At 72.3% G+C, this 18,705-nt stretch carries 12 protein-coding genes and 1 pseudogene; 9 read left to right on the forward strand and 4 right to left on the reverse strand.

The annotated features are described in order from the left end of the window. Nucleotides 1-155: 155 nt before the first annotated feature. Nucleotides 156-596: a DUF4307 domain-containing protein gene (locus ACQEUX_RS32060; RefSeq protein ID WP_433057291.1), complete on the reverse strand. Its 441-nt coding sequence runs from the start codon at nt 594-596 to the stop codon at nt 156-158. A 197-nt stretch (nt 597-793) separates the two neighbouring features. On the opposite strand from ACQEUX_RS32060, the gene mca reads away from it, so the two are divergent. The 6 genes from mca (at nt 794) to purE (ending at nt 8,635) form a co-directional block, all read left to right on the forward strand. Further along, nucleotides 794-1,675 (forward strand): mycothiol conjugate amidase Mca, encoded by an 882-nt coding sequence (gene mca / locus ACQEUX_RS32065; protein WP_145786370.1) that lies wholly within the window; start codon nt 794-796, stop codon nt 1,673-1,675. 48 nt (nt 1,676-1,723) lie between these two features. Then, nucleotides 1,724-2,017 (forward strand): hypothetical protein, encoded by a 294-nt coding sequence (locus tag ACQEUX_RS32070; RefSeq protein WP_433056436.1) that lies wholly within the window; start codon nt 1,724-1,726, stop codon nt 2,015-2,017. 179 nt (nt 2,018-2,196) lie between these two features. Further along, nucleotides 2,197-4,728, forward strand: coding sequence for a putative bifunctional diguanylate cyclase/phosphodiesterase (locus tag ACQEUX_RS32075; protein ID WP_433056438.1), 2,532 nt, complete (start codon nt 2,197-2,199; stop codon nt 4,726-4,728). 28 nt (nt 4,729-4,756) lie between these two features. Next, complete coding sequence (locus ACQEUX_RS32080; protein ID WP_433056440.1) at nt 4,757-6,793, forward strand: thioredoxin domain-containing protein; 2,037 nt, start codon at nt 4,757-4,759, stop codon at nt 6,791-6,793. A 142-nt stretch (nt 6,794-6,935) separates the two neighbouring features. After that, a complete protein-coding gene (locus tag ACQEUX_RS32085; RefSeq protein WP_433056442.1) occupies nt 6,936-8,111 on the forward strand; it encodes a 5-(carboxyamino)imidazole ribonucleotide synthase in 1,176 nt (391 codons plus the stop codon). A gap of 32 nt (nt 8,112-8,143) precedes the next feature. Then, entirely contained in the window at nt 8,144-8,635 is a 492-nt protein-coding gene (gene purE / locus ACQEUX_RS32090) for a 5-(carboxyamino)imidazole ribonucleotide mutase (RefSeq protein ID WP_433057293.1), read from the forward strand. Nucleotides 8,636-8,739: 104 nt separating this feature from the next. On the opposite strand, the gene ACQEUX_RS32095 is transcribed toward purE, so the two are convergent. Together ACQEUX_RS32095 and ACQEUX_RS32100 are read right to left on the reverse strand one after the other, a co-directional pair. Next, nucleotides 8,740-13,632, reverse strand: a complete 4,893-nt coding sequence (locus ACQEUX_RS32095) for an SCO7613 C-terminal domain-containing membrane protein (protein ID WP_433056444.1) — start codon at nt 13,630-13,632, stop codon at nt 8,740-8,742. 149 nt (nt 13,633-13,781) lie between these two features. Further along, nucleotides 13,782-15,209 carry a UDP-glucose dehydrogenase family protein gene (locus ACQEUX_RS32100; protein WP_433056446.1) on the reverse strand — a complete coding sequence of 476 codons (1,428 nt, stop codon included), beginning with the start codon at nt 15,207-15,209 and terminating at the stop codon, nt 13,782-13,784. Nucleotides 15,210-15,455: 246 nt separating this feature from the next. On the opposite strand from ACQEUX_RS32100, the gene ACQEUX_RS32105 reads away from it, so the two are divergent. Continuing rightward, nucleotides 15,456-16,625 (forward strand): acyl-CoA dehydrogenase family protein, encoded by a 1,170-nt coding sequence (locus tag ACQEUX_RS32105; protein ID WP_433056448.1) that lies wholly within the window; start codon nt 15,456-15,458, stop codon nt 16,623-16,625. Between the two features lie 13 nt (nt 16,626-16,638). Next, nucleotides 16,639-16,887 (forward strand): annotated as a pseudogene (locus ACQEUX_RS32110) (prolyl oligopeptidase family serine peptidase); the annotation flags it as partial. 397 nt (nt 16,888-17,284) lie between these two features. On the opposite strand, the gene ACQEUX_RS32115 reads toward ACQEUX_RS32110, so the two are convergent. Further along, complete coding sequence (locus ACQEUX_RS32115) at nt 17,285-17,947, reverse strand: FMN-dependent NADH-azoreductase (protein ID WP_433056450.1); 663 nt, start codon at nt 17,945-17,947, stop codon at nt 17,285-17,287. Nucleotides 17,948-18,101: 154 nt separating this feature from the next. On the opposite strand from ACQEUX_RS32115, the gene ACQEUX_RS32120 reads away from it, so the two are divergent. After that, a complete protein-coding gene (locus ACQEUX_RS32120) occupies nt 18,102-18,671 on the forward strand; it encodes a MarR family winged helix-turn-helix transcriptional regulator (RefSeq protein ID WP_433056452.1) in 570 nt (189 codons plus the stop codon). The last annotated feature ends 34 nt before the right edge of the window (nt 18,672-18,705 follow it).

Below are 18,705 nucleotides of genomic sequence, written 5' to 3' on the forward strand. Positions count from 1 at the left end.
GGCGTTCTCCTCAGTTGTGCGTGGCTGGCTGACAGGTGAACTACCAAGTTACCAGTGCGGTACGACACAGCGTGTCGGCCATCACCGCCGGTGTCCGGCTCCACCACCGGGGGTAGGTGCCCACCCGGCGCTCGTCGCGAGGCTGTTCGAGCAGCTCAGGACGGGGCTCGGCAGCGCAGGACCTCGCCGATGAACGGCCGCGCGGTGGTGGTCAGGCGGTGCCGGGTCACGACGTGCCGGTCGCCGGGCTCGGCGGCCACCGTGACCTGTTCCCGGGCCACCTCGGCACCCGCGTGGTCCCGGGCACGCAGCACGCAGACCGCCGATCCGCCGGGCGGTACGGTCACCCGAAAGTCGACCAGCACCTGGGTGTCCGTGATGTCGGTGTAGGTGATCACCTGGGCGTCGTAGACCGGGTCGCCGTACTGGCGGTAGAGCCGGACCGAGATCACGGTCAGCGTCGCCACGAGCGCCAGGAGCGCGAGCGCGGCCAGCAGCGTGCGGCGGCGCCGTCCGCCCGGTGCCCGGCGGCGGCCGTAGCGCCCGGCTGGGAATACCGGAGCGCCTGCGGAAATTGTGGCGTGCGTCTCGGTCACCGGCGGGTATCTCCTGGCGTTGTTGTCGGCGGCATCGGCAAGAATGACAGAGTCCATCCTCCCACCCGGTCCAGCGGCAGGAATGGCAGGTCGTGCCCTGCGGTGCTGGCCGGCGACGGGGTGAGGAACGATCCCGGCAGGTCAGCCGGTCGAGCCCGGTCGGGTCCACCGTCCGGCACAGACGAGGAGCGCCGAAGTTGGCAGAGCAGCTGCGTCTCATGGCCGTGCACGCGCACCCGGACGACGAGTCGAGCAAGGGCGCGGCGACGACGGCGAAGTATGTCGCCCAGGGGGTGGACGTCCTGGTCGTGACGTGCACGGGCGGAGAGCGTGGGAGCGTGCTCAACCCCAAGCTCGACCGGCCTGACGTCTGGGCCAACATCGCCGACATCCGGCGTGCCGAGATGGACGCCGCGCGGGCGATCCTCGGCATCGATCAGGCCTGGCTGGGCTTCGTCGACTCGGGCCTGCCCGAGGGCGATCCGCTGCCGCCGCTGCCCGAGGGCTGTTTCGCCCTCCAGGACGTCGAGGTCGCCGCGGGCCCACTGGTGCGGCTGATGCGCGAGTTCCGTCCGCACGTCGTGACCACGTACGACGAAGAGGGCGGCTACCCGCACCCGGACCACATCATGTGCCACAAGGTGAGCGTGGCCGCGTTCGAGGCCGCCGGTGACCCGGAGCGCTACCCGGAGCTGGGCGCGCCCTGGCAGCCGCTGAAGCTCTACTACGACATCGGCTTCTCCAAGGGCAAGATCATGGCCCTGCACGAGGGCATGCTGGCCGCCGGTCTGGAGTCGCCCTACGAGGAGTGGCTCAAGCGGTGGGAGGACCGGCCGGACAAGGGCCCCCGGATCACCACCCGGGTGGAGTGCGCCGAGTACTTCCCGGTCCGCGATGACGCGCTGCGCGCCCACGCGACCCAGGTCGACCCGGACGGCTTCTGGTTCCACGTTCCGATGGAGCTGCAACAGCGCGCCTGGCCGACCGAGGACTACGAGTTGGCCCGCTCGGTGGTCGACAGCCCGCTGCCCGAGTCCGATCTCTTCGCCGGGGTGCGGGAGACGGCGCACGCACGCTGATTTCGGGCGGGGCTACCCTGGTTACCAACCGCACATCGGAGGAACGCCATGCTGACCGCTGCCCAGGTGCTCGCGGAGAACAACTTCGGGGACACCCGCACGGGTGGTCTGGCCGGGCCGATGGGCCTCTTCCTCATCCTGCTGTTGGCCACCGCGACCATCCTGCTGATCCGCAACATGAACGCTCGGCTGCGCCGCCTGCCGGACCGGTTCCCGCAGCAGACGGGTCCGACCGATCCGACCAGGGCTAATGCGGCAGTCGTCGATCCGACAGACGGGACCGGAGCGCGTGATTCATCCACGCCCTCTCCCAACGGGCACCAGCAGCACCGGAACGGGTAGTCCGGGCATGATTCACGCCGAACCGGTTGGTCGCCCCCTGTTGCGGCCACCCGGTTTGGCTTAGCCTTCCGCCGGGGGGACCAAAAGTCTCCGAGCCGTGTGCGGGAGGAGGCGCCGATGACCAGCACAGCACCGGCCGCCCGCCGCAACGTCGGTCGGTCGGCTGACGGGGGAGGTCGATGACCTCCGGCCCGGCCGGCGACCCGTTCGATCGGCTCGGGGTGCGCAGCACACCGGGCCGGCTGCTCGTGCTCACCGCTGCTGTCACGCTGACCGCCGCGGTCGCCGCAGTGGTCGGCCTGACCCTTCCGGCCACGCTGCCGGCCGACGACCCGCTCGGGGGTCCCGCCCGGTTCGGTATCGCTGTCGCCGTCCTCGCTCTCGCCCAGCTCGCCCGGCTGCGGTTCCGTTCGGCCGCAGGCATGGTCAGCATCACCTGGGGTGAGGCGGCGCTGATCGTCTGCCTGTACCTGACGCCGGCCGGCTGGCTGCCGGCCGCCACGCTGCTCGGCACCGGCCTGGCCTGGACGGTGCTCTCGCTGCACAACGACCGCCGTCCAGCCCTGGAGATCGTCCGGATCGCCGCGTCGCTGGCCGCCGCGTCGGCGCTGGCCGTCTCCGTGACCACCGCGCTCGGCCGACCGCTGCTCGCCCCGCCCACCCCGATGCTGGCGGTGGCGGTGATCGCCGGGTCGGTGACCTACCTCCTGGTGACCGCCTGGCTGGGCGGGGTGACGCTGGGGCTGCGGCACGGGCTGCCGATCGGGCCGCCGCTGCTCGCCGCGCTGCGCGGCAAGCTGCTCATGTTCGTCGGCAACGTGGCGGTCGGCCTCGTGGTGGTCGCACTGCTGGAGCTCGACCCTCGCTGGCTGCTGTTGCTGCCGCCGCTGCTCTGGCTGCTGCAGCAGACCTACCGATACCGGCTGCGCTCCGATCAGGAGCGCCGCACCTGGCGAGCATTCGCCGAGGCCACCGCGGCCCTCAATCAACTCGACGAGCGGGGCGTGGCGAGCGCGGCGGTGACCGGGGCGCTGACGCTGTTCAACGCCGAACTGGTGGACGTCGACGTGGCTCGCGCCGACGGCCGGTGGCATCGGTACCGGGGCGACGCCAGCGGCCAACTGGTCGACCGCGAGGTGGGACCACCGGACCAGTCCGAGAGGGACGAACACGAGCTGAGCCGGGCACTGTCGGTGGGCGCCGCCCCGGTCGGTCAGCTACGGGTCCGGTTCCCCCTCTCGGCCCCGCCCACCGCCCGGGAACGCGACGCGGTGGCCGCGTTCGGCGACGCGCTCGCCGCCGCGCTGCACGACGCCGCAACACACCGCGAGCTGCGGCTGGTCACCGCTCGGTCGTCGTACGAGGCGGTGCACGATCCGCTCACCGGGCTGGCCAACCGGGCGGCGATGCTCGGTAAGGGCGATCAGTCGCTGCGGCAGCTCGCCCACGATCACCCGGTGGCGCTGCTCCTGCTGGACATCAACCAGTTCAAGGAGGTCAACGACACTCTCGGCCACGCCGCGGGCGACCAGTTGCTGCGGCTGACCGCCAACCGGCTCAGCGCGCTGGCACGCCCCGGCGACCTGCTCGGCCGGCTCGGCGGCGACGAGTTCGCGCTGCTGCTCACCGCGGTGCCGGTGCTCGGCGACCGGGTCGCCCCGATGGCACACGCGTTGCGTCAGGCCCGCGAGATCGCGGAGCGGCTGGCCGCGCCGACCGAGGTGGCCGGGGTGCGGATGTCGATCGAGGTCTCTGTCGGGGTGGTCGTGGCCGACGCGGGGACCGCCGACCTGACCGAGTTGCTGCGCCGCGCCGACATCGCCATGTACCAGGCCAAGGAGGGCGGCGGCAACGTCGCCGCGTACGACGGCACCCGGGATGCGGCCAGCACCGACCAGCTCGCCCTGCTGGCCGAGCTACGTGAGGCGCTGAAGGTCGACGATCAGCTGGTGCTGGCCCTGCAACCGGCGGTCGACCTGGCCACGGGTGCGCCCACCGGGGTGGAGGCGCTGATCCGCTGGCGGCATCCCCGGCGTGGGTGGCTGAACCCGGCCGACTTCATCCGGCCGGTGGAGAACAGCGAGCAGCTCGGCACGTTCACGCGCTACGTGCTGGACAAGGCGCTCAGTGTGGCCGCCGGTTGGGCCCGGGAGGGACTGGACGTCCCGATCTCGGTCAACCTCTCGGCGCGTAGTCTGCTCGACCCGCGGTTGCCGGCGGAGATCGCCGACGCGCTGCGCCGGCACCAGGTGCCGCCGCACCGGCTCGTGTTGGAGATCACCGAGACGGTGGTGATGAGCGAGCTGGAGATCATCGACGAGGTGCTGGCCACGCTCCGGTCGATGGGCGTGCAGCTCGCCGTGGACGACTTCGGCACCGGCTTCTCCTCGTTGACCTTCCTCACCCGGATCGCGGTGGACGAGTTGAAGGTGGACCGCTCGTTCGTGATCCGGATGGCCGACTCGCCGGAGGCGGCGGCGATCGTACGGACGACCGTGGGCCTCGCCCACGAGCTGGGGCTGCGCGTGGTCGCCGAAGGTGTGGAGACCGCCGAGCAGCGGATGGCCCTGGCCGAGCTGGGTTGCACCTCCGCACAGGGTTACCACTTCTTCAAGCCGATGCCGGCGGACAAGATCGGTGCGGTGTTGGGGTCGCTGCGCGACTCGGCGGAGTCGAACGTGTTCCGGCTCCGCGCCGACGGCGCCTCCTGACCTCACCCGGAGGCACTATGGTCGTCGGGTGAACCGACTCGTCGACGCCACCAGCCCGTACCTGCTCCAGCACGCCGACAACCCGGTCGACTGGTGGCCCTGGTCCGACGAGGCGTTCGCGGAGGCGAAACGGCGGGACGTTCCGGTGCTCATCTCGGTGGGCTACGCCGCCTGCCACTGGTGCCACGTCATGGCGCACGAGTCGTTCGAGAACGAGCACGTCGCCGCCCTGCTCAACGACGGCTTCGTGTCGATCAAGGTGGACCGCGAGGAGCGCCCGGACGTCGACGCCGTCTACATGACCGCCACCCAGGCGATGACCGGTCAGGGCGGTTGGCCGATGACGGTCTTCGCCACCCCGGACGGCACCCCGTTCTTCTGCGGCACCTACTTCCCCCGGGCGAACTTCGTCCGGTTGCTCCAGTCCGTCGCGACCGCCTGGCGGGATCAGCGCGACGAGGTGGTGCGCCAGGGCGCCGCGGTGGTCGAGGCGATCGGCGGCGCCCAGGCCGTGGGCGGGCCCACCGCCCCGCTGGACGCCCCGCTGCTCGACGCCGCGGCCGCCCGGCTGGCCAGCGAGTACGACGCGACAAACGGTGGATTCGGTGGCGCCCCGAAGTTCCCACCACACATGAACCTGCTCTTCCTGCTGCGCCACCACCAACGCACCGGTGACCCGCGCAGCCTGGAGATCACCCGGCACACCGCCGAGGCGATGGCCCGTGGTGGCATCTACGACCAGCTCGCCGGCGGCTTCGCCCGGTACTCGGTGGACGCGCACTGGACGGTGCCGCACTTCGAGAAGATGCTCTACGACAACGCGCTGCTGCTGCGGTTCTACACGCAGCTGTGGCGGCTCACCGGTGACCCGCTGGCCCGCCGGGTGGCTCGGGACACCGCCCGGTTCCTGGCCGACGAGCTGCACCGGCCGGGGGAGGGGTTCGCGTCCGCGCTGGACGCCGACACCGAGGGCGTCGAGGGGCTCACCTACGCCTGGACGCCCGCCCAGCTCGTCGAGGCGCTGGGCGAGGAGGACGGCCGGTTCGCCGCCGACCTGTTCACCGTGACCGACGAGGGGACCTTTGAGCACGGCATGAGCGTGCTCAAGCTCGCCAGGGACGTCGACGACGCCGCACCCGAGGTGCGCGCCCGCTGGCAGCAGGTGGTGGGACGGCTGCTCGCGGCCCGGGACACCCGGCCCCAGCCGGCCCGCGACGACAAGGTGGTGGCCGCCTGGAACGGCCTGGCGATCACGGCCATCGCCGAGTTCCTCCAGGTCGCCGCGCTGTACGCGTCCCCGGAGGACGAGGACGCCAACCTGATGGACGGCGTGGCCATCGTCGCCGACGGCGCGATGCGCGACGCGGCCGAGCACCTGGCCACGGTGCATCTGGTTGACGGCCGGCTGCGCCGGGTTTCCCGGGATGGCAGGGTCGGCGAGCCGGCCGGCGTCCTGGAGGACTACGGCTGTGTGGCCGAGGCCTTCTGCGCGCTGCACCAGCTGACCGGCGAGGGTCGCTGGCTCACCCTGGCCGGTCACCTGCTGGACAGCGCGTTGGAGCACTTCGCCGCGCCCGGTGGCGCCTTCTACGACACGGCCGACGACGCGGAGCGGCTGATCGCCCGCCCGGCCGACCCGACCGACAACGCCACCCCGTCCGGCCGGTCGGCGTTGATCGCCGGGCTGGTGGCATACGCGGCGCTGACCGGGGAGACGCGCTACCGGGAAGCCGCCGAGGCGGCGCTCGCCACGGTCGCGCCGATCGTCGGGCAGCACCCCCGGTTCACCGGGTACGCGGCCATGGTCGGCGAGGCGTTGCTCTCCGGGCCGTACGAGATCGCCGTTGCGACCGACGACCCGACCGGCGACCCCCTGGTGGCTGCCGCCCGCCGGCATGCCCCGCCCGGGGCGGTGGTGGTCGCCGGCCGCCCGGACCAGCCCGGTGTGCCGCTGCTCGCCGACCGGCCGCTGGTCGACGGGCGGTCCGCCGCGTACGTCTGCCGGGGGTTCGTCTGCCAGCGGCCGGTCACCTCGGTGGGGGAGCTGCTCGCCGAGCTCCGCTGAAGCCCACCCGCGACCGACGTAGCGCCCGGTAGTCGACCGCGACCGCGCCGGGTGGTGGTGGGCGTTTCCCGGAGGGGTCCGGCGACGCGAGCGCCAGCCCTCCGGGTGTGCTCGCCGGCGGCCCGGATAGGCTGGCCGCGCTATGGATTCCCGTACCGGTCTGCCTGTTGTCGGCATGGTGGGTGGTGGCCAGTTGGCCCGGATGACCCACCAGGCCGCGATCGCCCTCGGCCAGTCACTGCGTGTGCTCGCGACCGCCCCAGAGGACGGGGCGGCGCTTGTCGCCGCCGACGTCCAGTACGGCGACCACACCGACCTGGCCGCCCTGCGAACCTTCGCCAAGGGCTGCGACGTCGTCACCTTCGACCACGAGCATGTGCCCACCGAGCACATCCGCACGCTGGCGGCGGAAGGGGTGGCCCTGTACCCGCCGGCGGACGCGTTGCTGCACGCTCAGGACAAGCAGGTCATGCGGGAACGCCTGACGGAGCTGGGTGCGCCCAACCCGGCGTGGCGGCCGGTCGGCGAGCCCGCCGACCTGGTCGGCTTCGGTGAGCAGGTCGGCTGGCCGGTGGTGCTCAAGGCGGCCCGGGGCGGCTACGACGGCCGGGGCGTCTGGATGGTCGACGACGCGGCGCAGGCCACCGAGCTGGCAGCCACGCTGCTCGCCGGGGGCACCCGGCTGATCGTCGAGGAGCGGGTGCCGTTGCGCCGGGAGTTGGCCGTCCAGGTGGCCCGGTCGCCGTTCGGTCAGGTGGCCGCGTACCCGGTGGTCGAGACGGTGCAGCGGGACGGCATCAACGTGGAGGTGCTGGCCCCGGCGCCCGGCCTGGACGAGGAGCTGGCGGTCTCCGCCCAGCAACTCGCCATCGACCTGGCCACCGCGCTCGGCGTGATCGGTCTGCTGGCCGTGGAACTGTTCGAGGTGCGCGACGACGCCGGCCGACCCGCGATCGTGGTCAACGAGCTGGCGATGCGCCCACACAACTCCGGGCACTGGACCATCGAGGGTGCCCGGACCTCGCAGTTCGAGCAGCACCTCCGGGCGGTGCTGGACTACCCGATGGGCGACACCGCGCTGACCGCGCCGGTGGTGGTGATGGCGAACGTGCTCGGTGGCGAACCGGGTGGAATGTCGATCGACGAGCGGCTGCACCACCTCTTCGCCGCGGAGCCGGGTGCCAAGGTGCACCTCTACGGCAAGCAGGTGCGACCCGGTCGGAAGATCGGGCACGTCACCGTGCTCGGCGACGACCTGGACGACGTACGGGCGCGGGCCGCGCGGGCCGCGCGCTGGCTGCGCGAGGGGCACGAGTGAGCCACGCTGTCGCGAACGAGGAGAGTGCCGCAGTGAGCACGGTCGGGCTGATCATGGGCAGCGACTCGGACTGGCCGACCATGCGCGCCGCCGCCGAGGTGTTGGACGACTTCGGCGTGGCGTACGAGGTGCGGGTGATCTCGGCGCATCGGACTCCGGTCGCGATGATCGAGTACGGCCGGGACGCCGCCGACCGGGGTCTGAAGGTGATCATCGCTGGGGCGGGGGGTGCGGCCGCACTGCCGGGCATGGTCGCCTCGGTCACGCCGCTGCCGGTGATCGGTGTGCCGGTGCCGCTGAAGCACCTCGACGGCATGGACTCGCTGCTGTCCATCGTGCAGATGCCGGCCGGGGTCCCGGTCGCCACCGTGTCGATCGGCAACGCTCGCAACGCCGGCCTGCTCGCCGTACGAATCCTCGGCGCCAACGACGAGAACCTGCGCGCCCAGATGACGACCTACCAGCAGGACCTGGAGAAGCTGGTGGCCACCAAGGAAGCCGCCCTCCAGGCAACCCTGAGCTGACCCCCCTGCCGCGCGATCTTGCACTTTCGGTCGTCGTTTCGTGGCATTTTGCGCCTAATGTTCTGACAGAAAGTGCAAGATCGCCGCGACCGGGGGTTGCGCACTCACCTCATGCCGCGTAGCGCGGTCTGTAGGCGTTCCTGGGCGCGGCGGCGGCGCTCGTTGCTGGCACCGAGCACGAGCAGCAGGATGCCCACCGGGATCAGCGCCAGCCACGGGCCGAGACTGAACAGCGCGTGGATCGCGGTGATCGCGGTGACCGACGCGCCGACGATCACCGGTGCCTGCTGCCGACTGGACGAGCCGAAGATCAGCACCGCGACCGCGCCGAGAAGCAGCAGCATCTGCCGCATCGTGCTGGACTCGGTGGCCAACACGATCGCCAGCGTCGGCACGAAGGCGGCGGCCAGCGCCGGCCCGTACGCCACCCAGCTGCTCATGTCCGGTCGGTGGCGCAGCTCCAGGACGCCGACGAGCAGGGCCAGCGCGGCGAACGGCAGCGTGTACGCCTCGGGCAGCGCCACGTCGGCGACCCGCATCAGGATCCACCACGCGGTGATCTCGCAGACCACCACAGCCCAGAACAGGATCCGGCGTTCCACCGGCCGGCGGCCGGGCCGGGTCGCCGCCACGCCGAGAACCGCACCCCAGGCGGCCAGCAGGGCGGCGATGTGTCGGGGCGAGTCGAAGGCTAGTGCCAGCGCGATCAGCGCGGCCGCATACCCGCTCCACTCCACCGTGGAGGCCTCACGCTGCGCCTCCGGTTGCCGCAGCCGGGGCAGGATCGCCGCGAACACCTGTAGGGCAGCCCCGACCGCGAGCACCCCGAACGCGGACCAGACGGCGGCCAGCCCGGCGACCAGGCCGGCGGTGAGCACGAAGAGTTGCGCCATCAGCGAGGCGAAGAGCCAACCGAGGATGCGGGCCCGCTGGGTGGCCCCGAACAGGGCCGCCACCACGCCCACGCCGACCGCCCCGCCGAGGGTGAACAGGGTCAGCTCCTGGGCGGCGAGACTTCCGGCGAGCCCGGCGCCACCGGCGGCCAACCCGATGACGAAGACCAGGACCCGAGCCAGTCGCAGCGAGCGGGCCGGCTCGACCAGCGGCGGTGGCGGGGTCAGCGCGAGGCCGAGCATCGAGATGGTGAAGACGGCGAGCGCCGCGAGGGTGCTCGCCGGCCAGCCGCTGCCCAACGCGATGGGGGCGATCAGCAGCGTGACGGCGGCTCCGGGCAACACCACCGGCACGGCGCGGGAGCGCCGTCCACCGCTGAAACCGGTGGCGGCGAGTGCCGCGGTCGCGGTGAGCAGCAGAGCCGTCAGCACGTGGGTGGGGTCGACCACGTCCGGGGGTGGGGTGAGCAACTCCGGCGGTGGGCCCTGCCAGATCCGGGTCAGCGTGCGGTGCGGCTCGACCAGAGCGGCGACCAGCGCGGGTGCGATCGAGGCGAGTGCCAGGGCGGTCGGAAGGGCCGCTGCGGCCAGTGCGCCCGCGGCCGGATTGACTCTCCACCGCCGCCGCTCCGGGTCGTTCGGCAGTCGCCGTAGCGCGCCGTCGAGCCGTACCGCCCAGCGCCGGACCGGCTGGGCGGAGCCGGTTGGCGGCACGGTGGCTGCTCGGATCAGCTCGGCCAGGACGCCGAGCAGGGCGGCGGCGGCCGCGTAGACGCCCGCGGGGAGGCCGGTGGGGATGGCGGCGAGGGCGCTGATGGTGGCTCCGCCGACCACCGCCACGCTGACCCAGGGCAGATATTGCGGCACCTGCCGGCGGACCGCGGCCACGGCGGCCAGGCCGAGGCTGGACGCCGCCAGCGCGGCGGTCAGCACCACCTGTGCCGAGTGTTGGAACTCGGCGGCGAGCGCGGCCACCGAACCGGGGAGGGCCAGCAGCGCGGCGCCGATCGCCGCACCACCGATCTGTGCCAGGTGCGGCGGCATCCCCTCAGTTTCGATGTCGGTCACCTGCGGGCCGGCCAGGACGCGGGCCAGCATGGCCACCACCACGCCGATCAGGGCGATGCTGCCCAGCGCCAGCGCGGTGGTCCACGGTCGGACCAGGCCGGCTCCGGCGGCGTGCAGTGCGACCACCCCGGCGACGGTGGCCCGGGACAGCCCGGCGCGCGCCTCCTCCGTGGCGACCGCGGCCATCCCGTAGACGGTGGCGACCATTCCGCCGACCAGGACCGGCGACCACCAGGCCAGATCGAACGCGGCCGGCGCGCCGATCGTGGCGAGCACCACCGCCACGCCGGACACGTCCCAGCGCCAGGGCGGCGGAAGCAGGATGCCGGCGGCGAGAGCCAACAGCGCCAGCGCGACAGGTGCCTGCCAGGTGGCGCCGCCGACGGGTGCGGCCGGCCAGCCGCTCAGGTCGCCGCCCCAGATCGGGCCGGGGGTGGCCAGTACGCCGACCCCACCGCGCACCGCCGACCAGCCGGCGAGGACGCCGATGAGGACACCGCCGACGGCGAGGCCGAGGATCGGCCCCCGACGCCACTCCTCCGGCATGGCGCGGGCACCGACGGCGACCACGAGGACCAGGCCGGCGGCCACCGCCAGTTGCCCGCCCGGGGCGAGTACCGCCCCGATCCGCACCAGCGTGGCGATCAGGGCGGTGGTGACCGCTGCGGCGGCCAGGTCCGAGCCGTCCAGGGTGAGGTCGGCGCGACGGCCGGCGTCGATGGACGGGGCCAGGAAGAGCAGCACCGCCGCGACCAGCAACAGCGCGCCCACCCAGGCGTCCGCGACGGTCGCACCGGGCGCGCCGAAGGCGGCGGCGGTGACCAGTAGCGCGCCCAGCCCGGTGCCGACCGACAGCGGCGCGGGGATGCGGCGCTGGGAGACCTGCACCACGGCGGCGTGGCCGAGGGTCACGCAGACCGCCAGGAAGCTGGCCGCCAGGACCGGGACGGTCACTTCCCGGAGGCTGGCCGGCGTGGGGGTCGGATCGGTTGGCATGGTGGTGGCCACGAACGCGGCCACCGCCCCGGGCAGCGCGAACGCCGCGCCTCCGGCGGCCCAGGCGGTGACCGTCTCGGAGGCGGCCGAGGCGATCCGGATCCGGGGTGCCAGCGCGACCAGCGTGCCGGCCGCGAACAGGGTGAGCAGGACTGCGGCGGTGAGCGTGGGGCTGGCCAGGCTGGCACCCGCGCCGAACATTCCCACCACGGCTGCCCCGATGGCGTGCGCCGCCGCGGCTCGGTCGGTGCGCGCGGAGAGCCCGATGACCCCGATGCCGATCGCGGTGATCACCATCGGCCAGGGTGCCACCGCCCAGCCGAGACCGAACGACGCCGGCACGGCGAGCGCGGTCAGCGCTGCGCCGGCGACCGCGAACTCGCGGCGGATCTCCGTGGGCAGGGCCAGCACCGCCGCGATGGTGAGAAGGAACGCGGCGCCCGCGAGCTGCCAGGTGGTGGGCCCGACCGCGGCGGCCAACTCGGCCGGATACCGGTCGAGGTCGGCACCCCAGGCGGGCAGTGCCGCCCGGACCGGTGCCACCCCGGCGCGTAGCGCGCCTCCGGCGACCACCAGACCGCTGACGGTCAGCGCCACCGCGGAGGCGACCTGCGGGCCGCGTCGGGCCGCCTCGGGGACCGCGCGCACCGCCAGGCCGGTCACCGTGATGACCGCCGCGATCAGCAGCAACGCCCGGCCCGGAAGAGCCACCGAGGCGATTCGGCTGAGCGCGCCGATCACGGCCAGGGTGACGATGCCGGCCGCGACGTCGGGCAGCGGCGGACGACGCAGCACCAGCGCGCCGGCCAGCCCGACCGCGGCGGCCAGCAGGAGCACCGCCCCGGCACCGCTCGCGGTCGGCACGGTCTGCGCCCGGAGCAGGGCGGTGACCGCGTACGCCAGGGCGACGGCGACCGCCACCGCGTGCAGCGACCAGGTCAGCTCGCGCAGCCCGGGCACCGGGCGGGCCGGCCGGGTGTCGGCGGAACCGGCGCTCGCGTCGATCAGCTCGGCGGCCTCCTCCGGGTCGCCCTCCGGCCGGCTCTCGGTGCTGCGTTGGCGGGGTGCCGACGGGGCGGCCGGCGGTGGCAGGTCCTGCCGGACGGGGCGTTCCACGGCGACGCCGGAGCGGGCCAGCCAGAGGTTGACGAGGCCGACCAGGGCCAGCACCAGCGCCCAGCCACCCGGCCCGGTGATCTGGTCGTACGCCAGCAGCGGCAGCACCGGTTGCGCGGCGAGCACGGTGGCGAAGCGGGGTGCGCGCAGGCCCGTCCAGCCGGCATACCCGAGTGCGACGGCGGCGGTGATCGCGAAGATCACCCCAGCGAAGATCGTGGAGGAGGCGCTGCCGTCGCCGATCTGGTCCACCGCCCAGAGGGCGTTCCCGGCAAGCGGGACCAGCAGCAGGCCGACCGCGGCGATGGTCTCGGCGGTCGAGGTGAGCCCGCGCCGGGCCAGCACCGGCGGGGCGAGCAGCATCAGCACGGTGGCCAGGAGCAGGATGCCGAGCCGGGCCAGCGCGTCCATCGAGCTGGTCGCCACCGCGGCGAAGACCACGGCGGCCACCCCGAGCAACAGCGCGCCCAGGCCGAGAGGGATGTTCTGCACCTCGCGCGACGAGGCCTCCGGGGGGTGCTCCGGGTCGTCCGCGTCCAGCCAGCTCGCCCGGGGTGGAGGCGGCGGGTCCCCCGCAGCGGAGGGAGTGCCCTGGCGGGGAACCCGGGGCGGCGCTCCGGTGGTGGCGGTCGGTGGCCGTCGACCGGGGCGGCGACGGAGCACCCGGCGTGGTCGGGTGGCCTGCTTGAGTCGCTCCTCACCGGCGTGGGCGAGGATGTCCCGCTGAAAGAGTGCGGCCTGCATCTTGGCGGCGATCTGCCGCTGCTCGCGGGCGATGGCGGCCTCGCGCGCCTTCATCTCCGCGATCGAACGTTCGATATCCGCCAGGTGCTCGGCCCACTGCGGCTGATCAGCCCCGCAGTGCGGACAACGGGCGGCCGGCTTGATCTCCCGGCCGCACGAGGAGCATTGAAAGGTCGCCACGACACCCCTCCACCCGCACTGTGGACTCCCACTGTCGCAGCATGCCCAAAGCTGGCGCGGATTTCGACTCTTGTCGGCGGGTCCGGGGCAAACAACGACACCGGCCGGCCACCGAGATGCGCGATGGCCGGCCGGTGAGGTCGGGTCGGTCAGGGACGGCCCATGCCCCGGTAATCCCAGCCGGCCTGGGTCCACAGTGCCGAGTCGAGGCAGTTGCGGCCGTCGACCACCTTGCGGCCACTGACCAGCTCGCCGAGGGCGACCGGGTCGGCGTTGCGGAAATCGGCCCACTCGGTGAGGACGCAGACCAGGTCGGCGCCGGTGACCGCTTCGTTGATGCCGGTCTCGTAGGTCAGCTCCGGAACCGCTCGGCGGGCGTTCTCGGTGCCCTGCGGGTCGTACACGTGGACCTCGGCGCCGGCCTTGTGCAGCAGCGCGGCGACGGCGAGCGCCGGAGCGTCGCGGACGTCGTCGGTGTTGGGCTTGAAGGTGGCACCGAGAACGGCGATCCGGGTGCCGGAGAAGTCCGGGCCGGCCGGACCGGAGCGGCGGCCGAGCAGGTCCGCGGCGAGCTGAAGCACCCGGGTGCGGCGGCGCAGGTTGATCAGGTCGACCTCGTGCAGGAAGCGCAGCGCCTCGCCGGCGCCCAGCTCCTGGGCGCGGGCCTGGAAGGCCCGGATGTCCTTCGGCAGGCAGGCGCCGCCGAAGCCGAGGCCGGCCTGGAGGAACCGATTGCCGATCCGCGGGTCGTAACCGATCGCGCGGGCCAGCTGGGTGACGTCGCCACCGGAGGCCTCGCAGACCTCGGCCATCGCGTTGATGAAGGAGATCTTGGTGGCCAGGAAGGCGTTCGCGGCGACCTTGACCAGCTCGGCGGTGGCGAAGTCGGTGACCACCAGGGGCACCTCGCGGTCCTCGGTGGCGGCCAGGTCGAACACGCCCTTGTGCGCGGCGTAGAGCATGCCGTTGGCCCACTCGCTCTTCACGCCGACGACGATCCGGTTGGGGCGCAGGACGTCGTCGACGGCGAACCCCTCCTGGAGGAACTCAGGGCTCCACGCCACCTCGACGCCCAGGTCGTTCGGGGTGTGCTTGCCGACGAGCTGCTCGACCCACTCGGCGGTGCCGACCGGCACCGTGGACTTGCCGACGATCAGAGCCTTGCGGGTCAGGTGCTGCGCCAGACTGGTCACCGAGGCCTCGACGTACGACAGGTCGGCGCCCATCCCGTCGGCCCGCTGGGGGGTGCCGACGCAGATGAAGTGCACGTCACCGAACTCGGCGGTCTCGGCGATGTCGGTGCTGAACCGGAGCCGGCCGGCGGCCAGGTTGCGCCGGAGCAACTCGTCCAGGCCGGGCTCGTGGATCGGCACCTGACCGGCGTTCAGCATCGCGATCTTGTCGGTGTCGACGTCGAAGCCGAGCACGTCGTAGCCCAGTTCGGCGTAGCAGATGGCGTACGTCGCACCGAGGTAACCGGTCCCCAGGAACGTCACCCGCGGCCGGGGCGCGCCCGAAGGAGGCGTCACCGTGGCGATGGCGGGGGTCGGCTGGATGGTGGGGTAGGGGATTGTCACGCCTGTCTTCTCCGCTCGCACTGGCGGCGCACCGTCGCGTCGCATTCTGCTGTGGCGCCTCGGCGGGCACCGGAGGGTGGCTCTGTCTGTCTTCCATCATCGCCCGGCGGCGTGGGTGCTCCGTCATCCCCATGCCTACGCGCCGGTAACATCACCTGAACTGCAGTCGTTATCCTTCAGTCTGCGCGGTCGGCGGTCACGGAAGGCTACAGACTGCGCATGATAGCGGTGAAGGGGAGGGCCGAGATGGCCGCAGGGGAGTCGTTCGACGTCTACCGGTTGCCCGAGGAGCACGAGGCGATCCGGGAGGCGGTCCGGGAGGTCTGCACGGCGAAGGTGGCTCCGCACGCCGCCGAGGCCGACGAGACCGGTGAGTTTCCGAAGGCGTCCTACGACGCTCTGCGGGCCGCCGACTTCCACGCGCCGCACATCCCCGAGGAGTACGGCGGTGCGGGCGCGGACGCGCTGGCCACCGCCATCGTGATCGAGGAGGTGGCCCGGGCCTGCGCGTCCTCCTCGCTGATCCCGGCGGTGAACAAGCTCGGCACGATGCCGCTGCTGCTGTCCGGTTCCGAGGAGATCAAGCGCCGCTACCTGACGCCGGTCGCGGCCGGCGACGCCATGTTCTCGTACTGCCTCTCCGAGCCGGAGGCGGGCAGCGACGCGGCGTCGATGACCACCCGGGCGGTACGTGACGGAGATCACTGGGTGCTCAACGGCGTGAAGCGCTGGATCACCAACGCCGGCGTGTCCGAGTTCTACACCGTCTTCGCCGTCACCGACCCGGCCGCCCGTTCCCGGGGCATCTCGGCCTTCGTGGTCGAGAAGTCCGACGCCGGGGTGAGCTTCGGCGCCCCGGAGAAGAAGCTCGGCATCAAGGGCTCGCCCACCCGAGAGGTCTACCTCGACAACGTGCGGATCCCGGCCGACCGGATGATCGGCGCGGAGGGCACCGGCTTCGCCACCGCGATGAAGACCCTGGACCACACCCGGGTCACCATCGCCGCTCAGGCCGTCGGGATCGCGCAGGGCGCGCTCGACTACGCCAAGGGGTACGTGACCGAGCGCCGGCAGTTCGGCAAGGCGGTCGCCGAGTTCCAGGGCATCCAGTTCATGCTGGCCGACATGGGCATGAAGCTGGAGGCGGCGCGGCAGCTCACGTACGCCGCGGCCGGCAGGTCCGAGCGGGGCGACGCCGACCTCACCTACTTCGGCGCGGCGGCCAAGTGCTTCGCCTCAGACGCCGCCATGGAGATCACCACCGACGCGGTGCAGCTCCTCGGCGGGTACGGCTACACGCGGGACTACCCGGTCGAGCGGATGATGCGGGACGCCAAGATCACCCAAATCTACGAGGGCACGAACCAGGTCCAGCGGATCGTCATGGCGAGGCAGCTGCTCAGCGGCATTGCTTAGGCTGTCTTCTCAGCTCGAGAACGTCGCCGCGGTCGACTGCCCGGCGATCCTCGCTGTCACCAGCCTGAACGACACCCGGGTCCTCTGCCACGAGCCGGCGAAGTGGATCGCCCGGCTTGGTGCCACCGCACCGCAGGGGTCGTACCTGCTCAAGACGGAGATGGGTGCCGGGCACGGCGGCCCGAGCGGACGCTACGACTCCTGGAAGGGGGAGGCGTTCGTCGCCGCCTGGAATCTCGACCGGCTGGGGATCACCGGCTGACCCTCCCACGGACGTCCGGCGCGGTGGCTACGGCCGCCGCGCCGGTTTCGTTTTCTCGTCCGCGATAACGGCGCAGCTCACGAACCTGTCGGCACTCGTCGGAAACCTGCGGGAACTGTCCACGCGGCTCTCGGCAATAACAGGTGTCCTGGGAAAACGTCGAGAACGTACGCCCTGGCCGGGCTTCCGCTGACCGAGACCGTCATGGTGTTCTCCGACTACGGCACGCCGGTCAACGTCGACCGTCCTGACGTCTGACAACGATCACGCGCGCTGCTGCTGGCCTGATAGCCGTCGATGTCGTGCGACGGTGGCCGGTACGCAGCGTTCCTGCGCACGGTCATGCCCCCGCACCGATCGTCGGGCGGGGGCATGACCCGAGGGTCCGGGTCGCCGCTCAGCTCTGCTGGTCGAGGACGTGCTGGGCGAGCAGTTCGCCGTGCTTCTCGGCGGACACGTGCCCGGCCTCCAACTGCTGGCGGGCCTGGTCGCGCAGTGCAGCCATCGCGGGGTTGATCTCGGCCATGGTCAACTCGATCTCGCTGACGTGCAGCTCCATGCCGAACAAATCACCGAAGATCCGGCGGTAGTACGGCGTGGCGTGGTCCCAGCCTTCGCGTGGGGCGCCGGGGCCGTAGCCGCCGCCCCGGGAGGTGATCAGCGCCGCAGGGCGCCCGGCCAGTGGCGGCCTTCCCCCCGTTCCGGCCATCCGCGGGTCGGTGATCACCAGATCGATCCAGTTCTTCACATGCTGGGAGACGCCGTAGTTGTAGAGCGGGACGGCGAGCAGGTACGCCTCGGCCGCGAACAGTTCGTCGACCAGTTCGGTGGCGAGCGCGACGGCCTCGGCCTGCTTGTCGGTGTGCTGGTCGGCTGGGACGAATTCGGCGGAGACCGCCGAGGTCCAGGCGTGCGGCGGCAGAGGCGACGCGACCAGGTCTCGCCGGGTGATGAGGCCGGACGGGTGGGTGCGCGCCCACGCCTGCTCGGCGGTGTCGGCGACCGCGCGGCTGGTGGAGCGCGCGCCCTGGATGCTCGAGTCGAGTCGGAACAGGCTCACTACTTTCCTCCATATGTTCTGCGATGCAGACCCGATTATGTACAGACGATCTGCAAACTACTAAGACTGTGAGACTGATCATCTGCTAAATCGCAGAACAGCAAAGCAGAAGATTTGTCAGACAAATGATATGTCGGACCGCTATGATGGGCGAGTGTCCGACGGAGCAGCCACCACGCCGAACGCCCCCGCTTCTTCCGGCAGGGGCGAACAGATCGCAGCCGACCTGCTCAAGGACGACTTCGGCTGGGCGCTCGGAGTCATCCTGCGGCGCTACTCGAAGGCGGTCGGGGAGGCCCTCGGCGACGTTCCCGGCGGTGCCCGGGGTTACCAGGTCATCGCCTCGGCGAGCCAGAACCTCGCCACGAACCAGGGCGCGCTCGGCGCACAGCTCGGCATCGACCGGACCGTCCTCACCTACCTGATTGACGACCTGGAAGACGCCGGCCTCGTCGCCCGCCAGCCGGACCCGAGCGACCGCCGCAGCCGCAGGGTGATCGCCACCGAAGCCGGTCGGACCCTCTGGCAGGACCGGCGCAACGCCCTCACCGCCGCCGAAGCGGAGATCCTCTCCGTCCTCGGCGGCGAGCAGCCGGCCTTCAAGGAACTGCTCCAGCGGGTCGCGACGCACGCCGACCGCCTCGACCCGCTGCACAACGCCTGCCAGGTGGTGGAAAAACTCACCGAGCCACGCGGTGGGCGCCGACGGCGCCGTGCCTCCTGACCGCCGAGAGTTCGCCGTCCGGGTGCGGTAGCGT

This window comes from Micromonospora sp. CA-259024 (genome assembly GCF_050936255.1).
Classification (GTDB): Bacteria; Actinomycetota; Actinomycetes; order Mycobacteriales; family Micromonosporaceae; genus Micromonospora.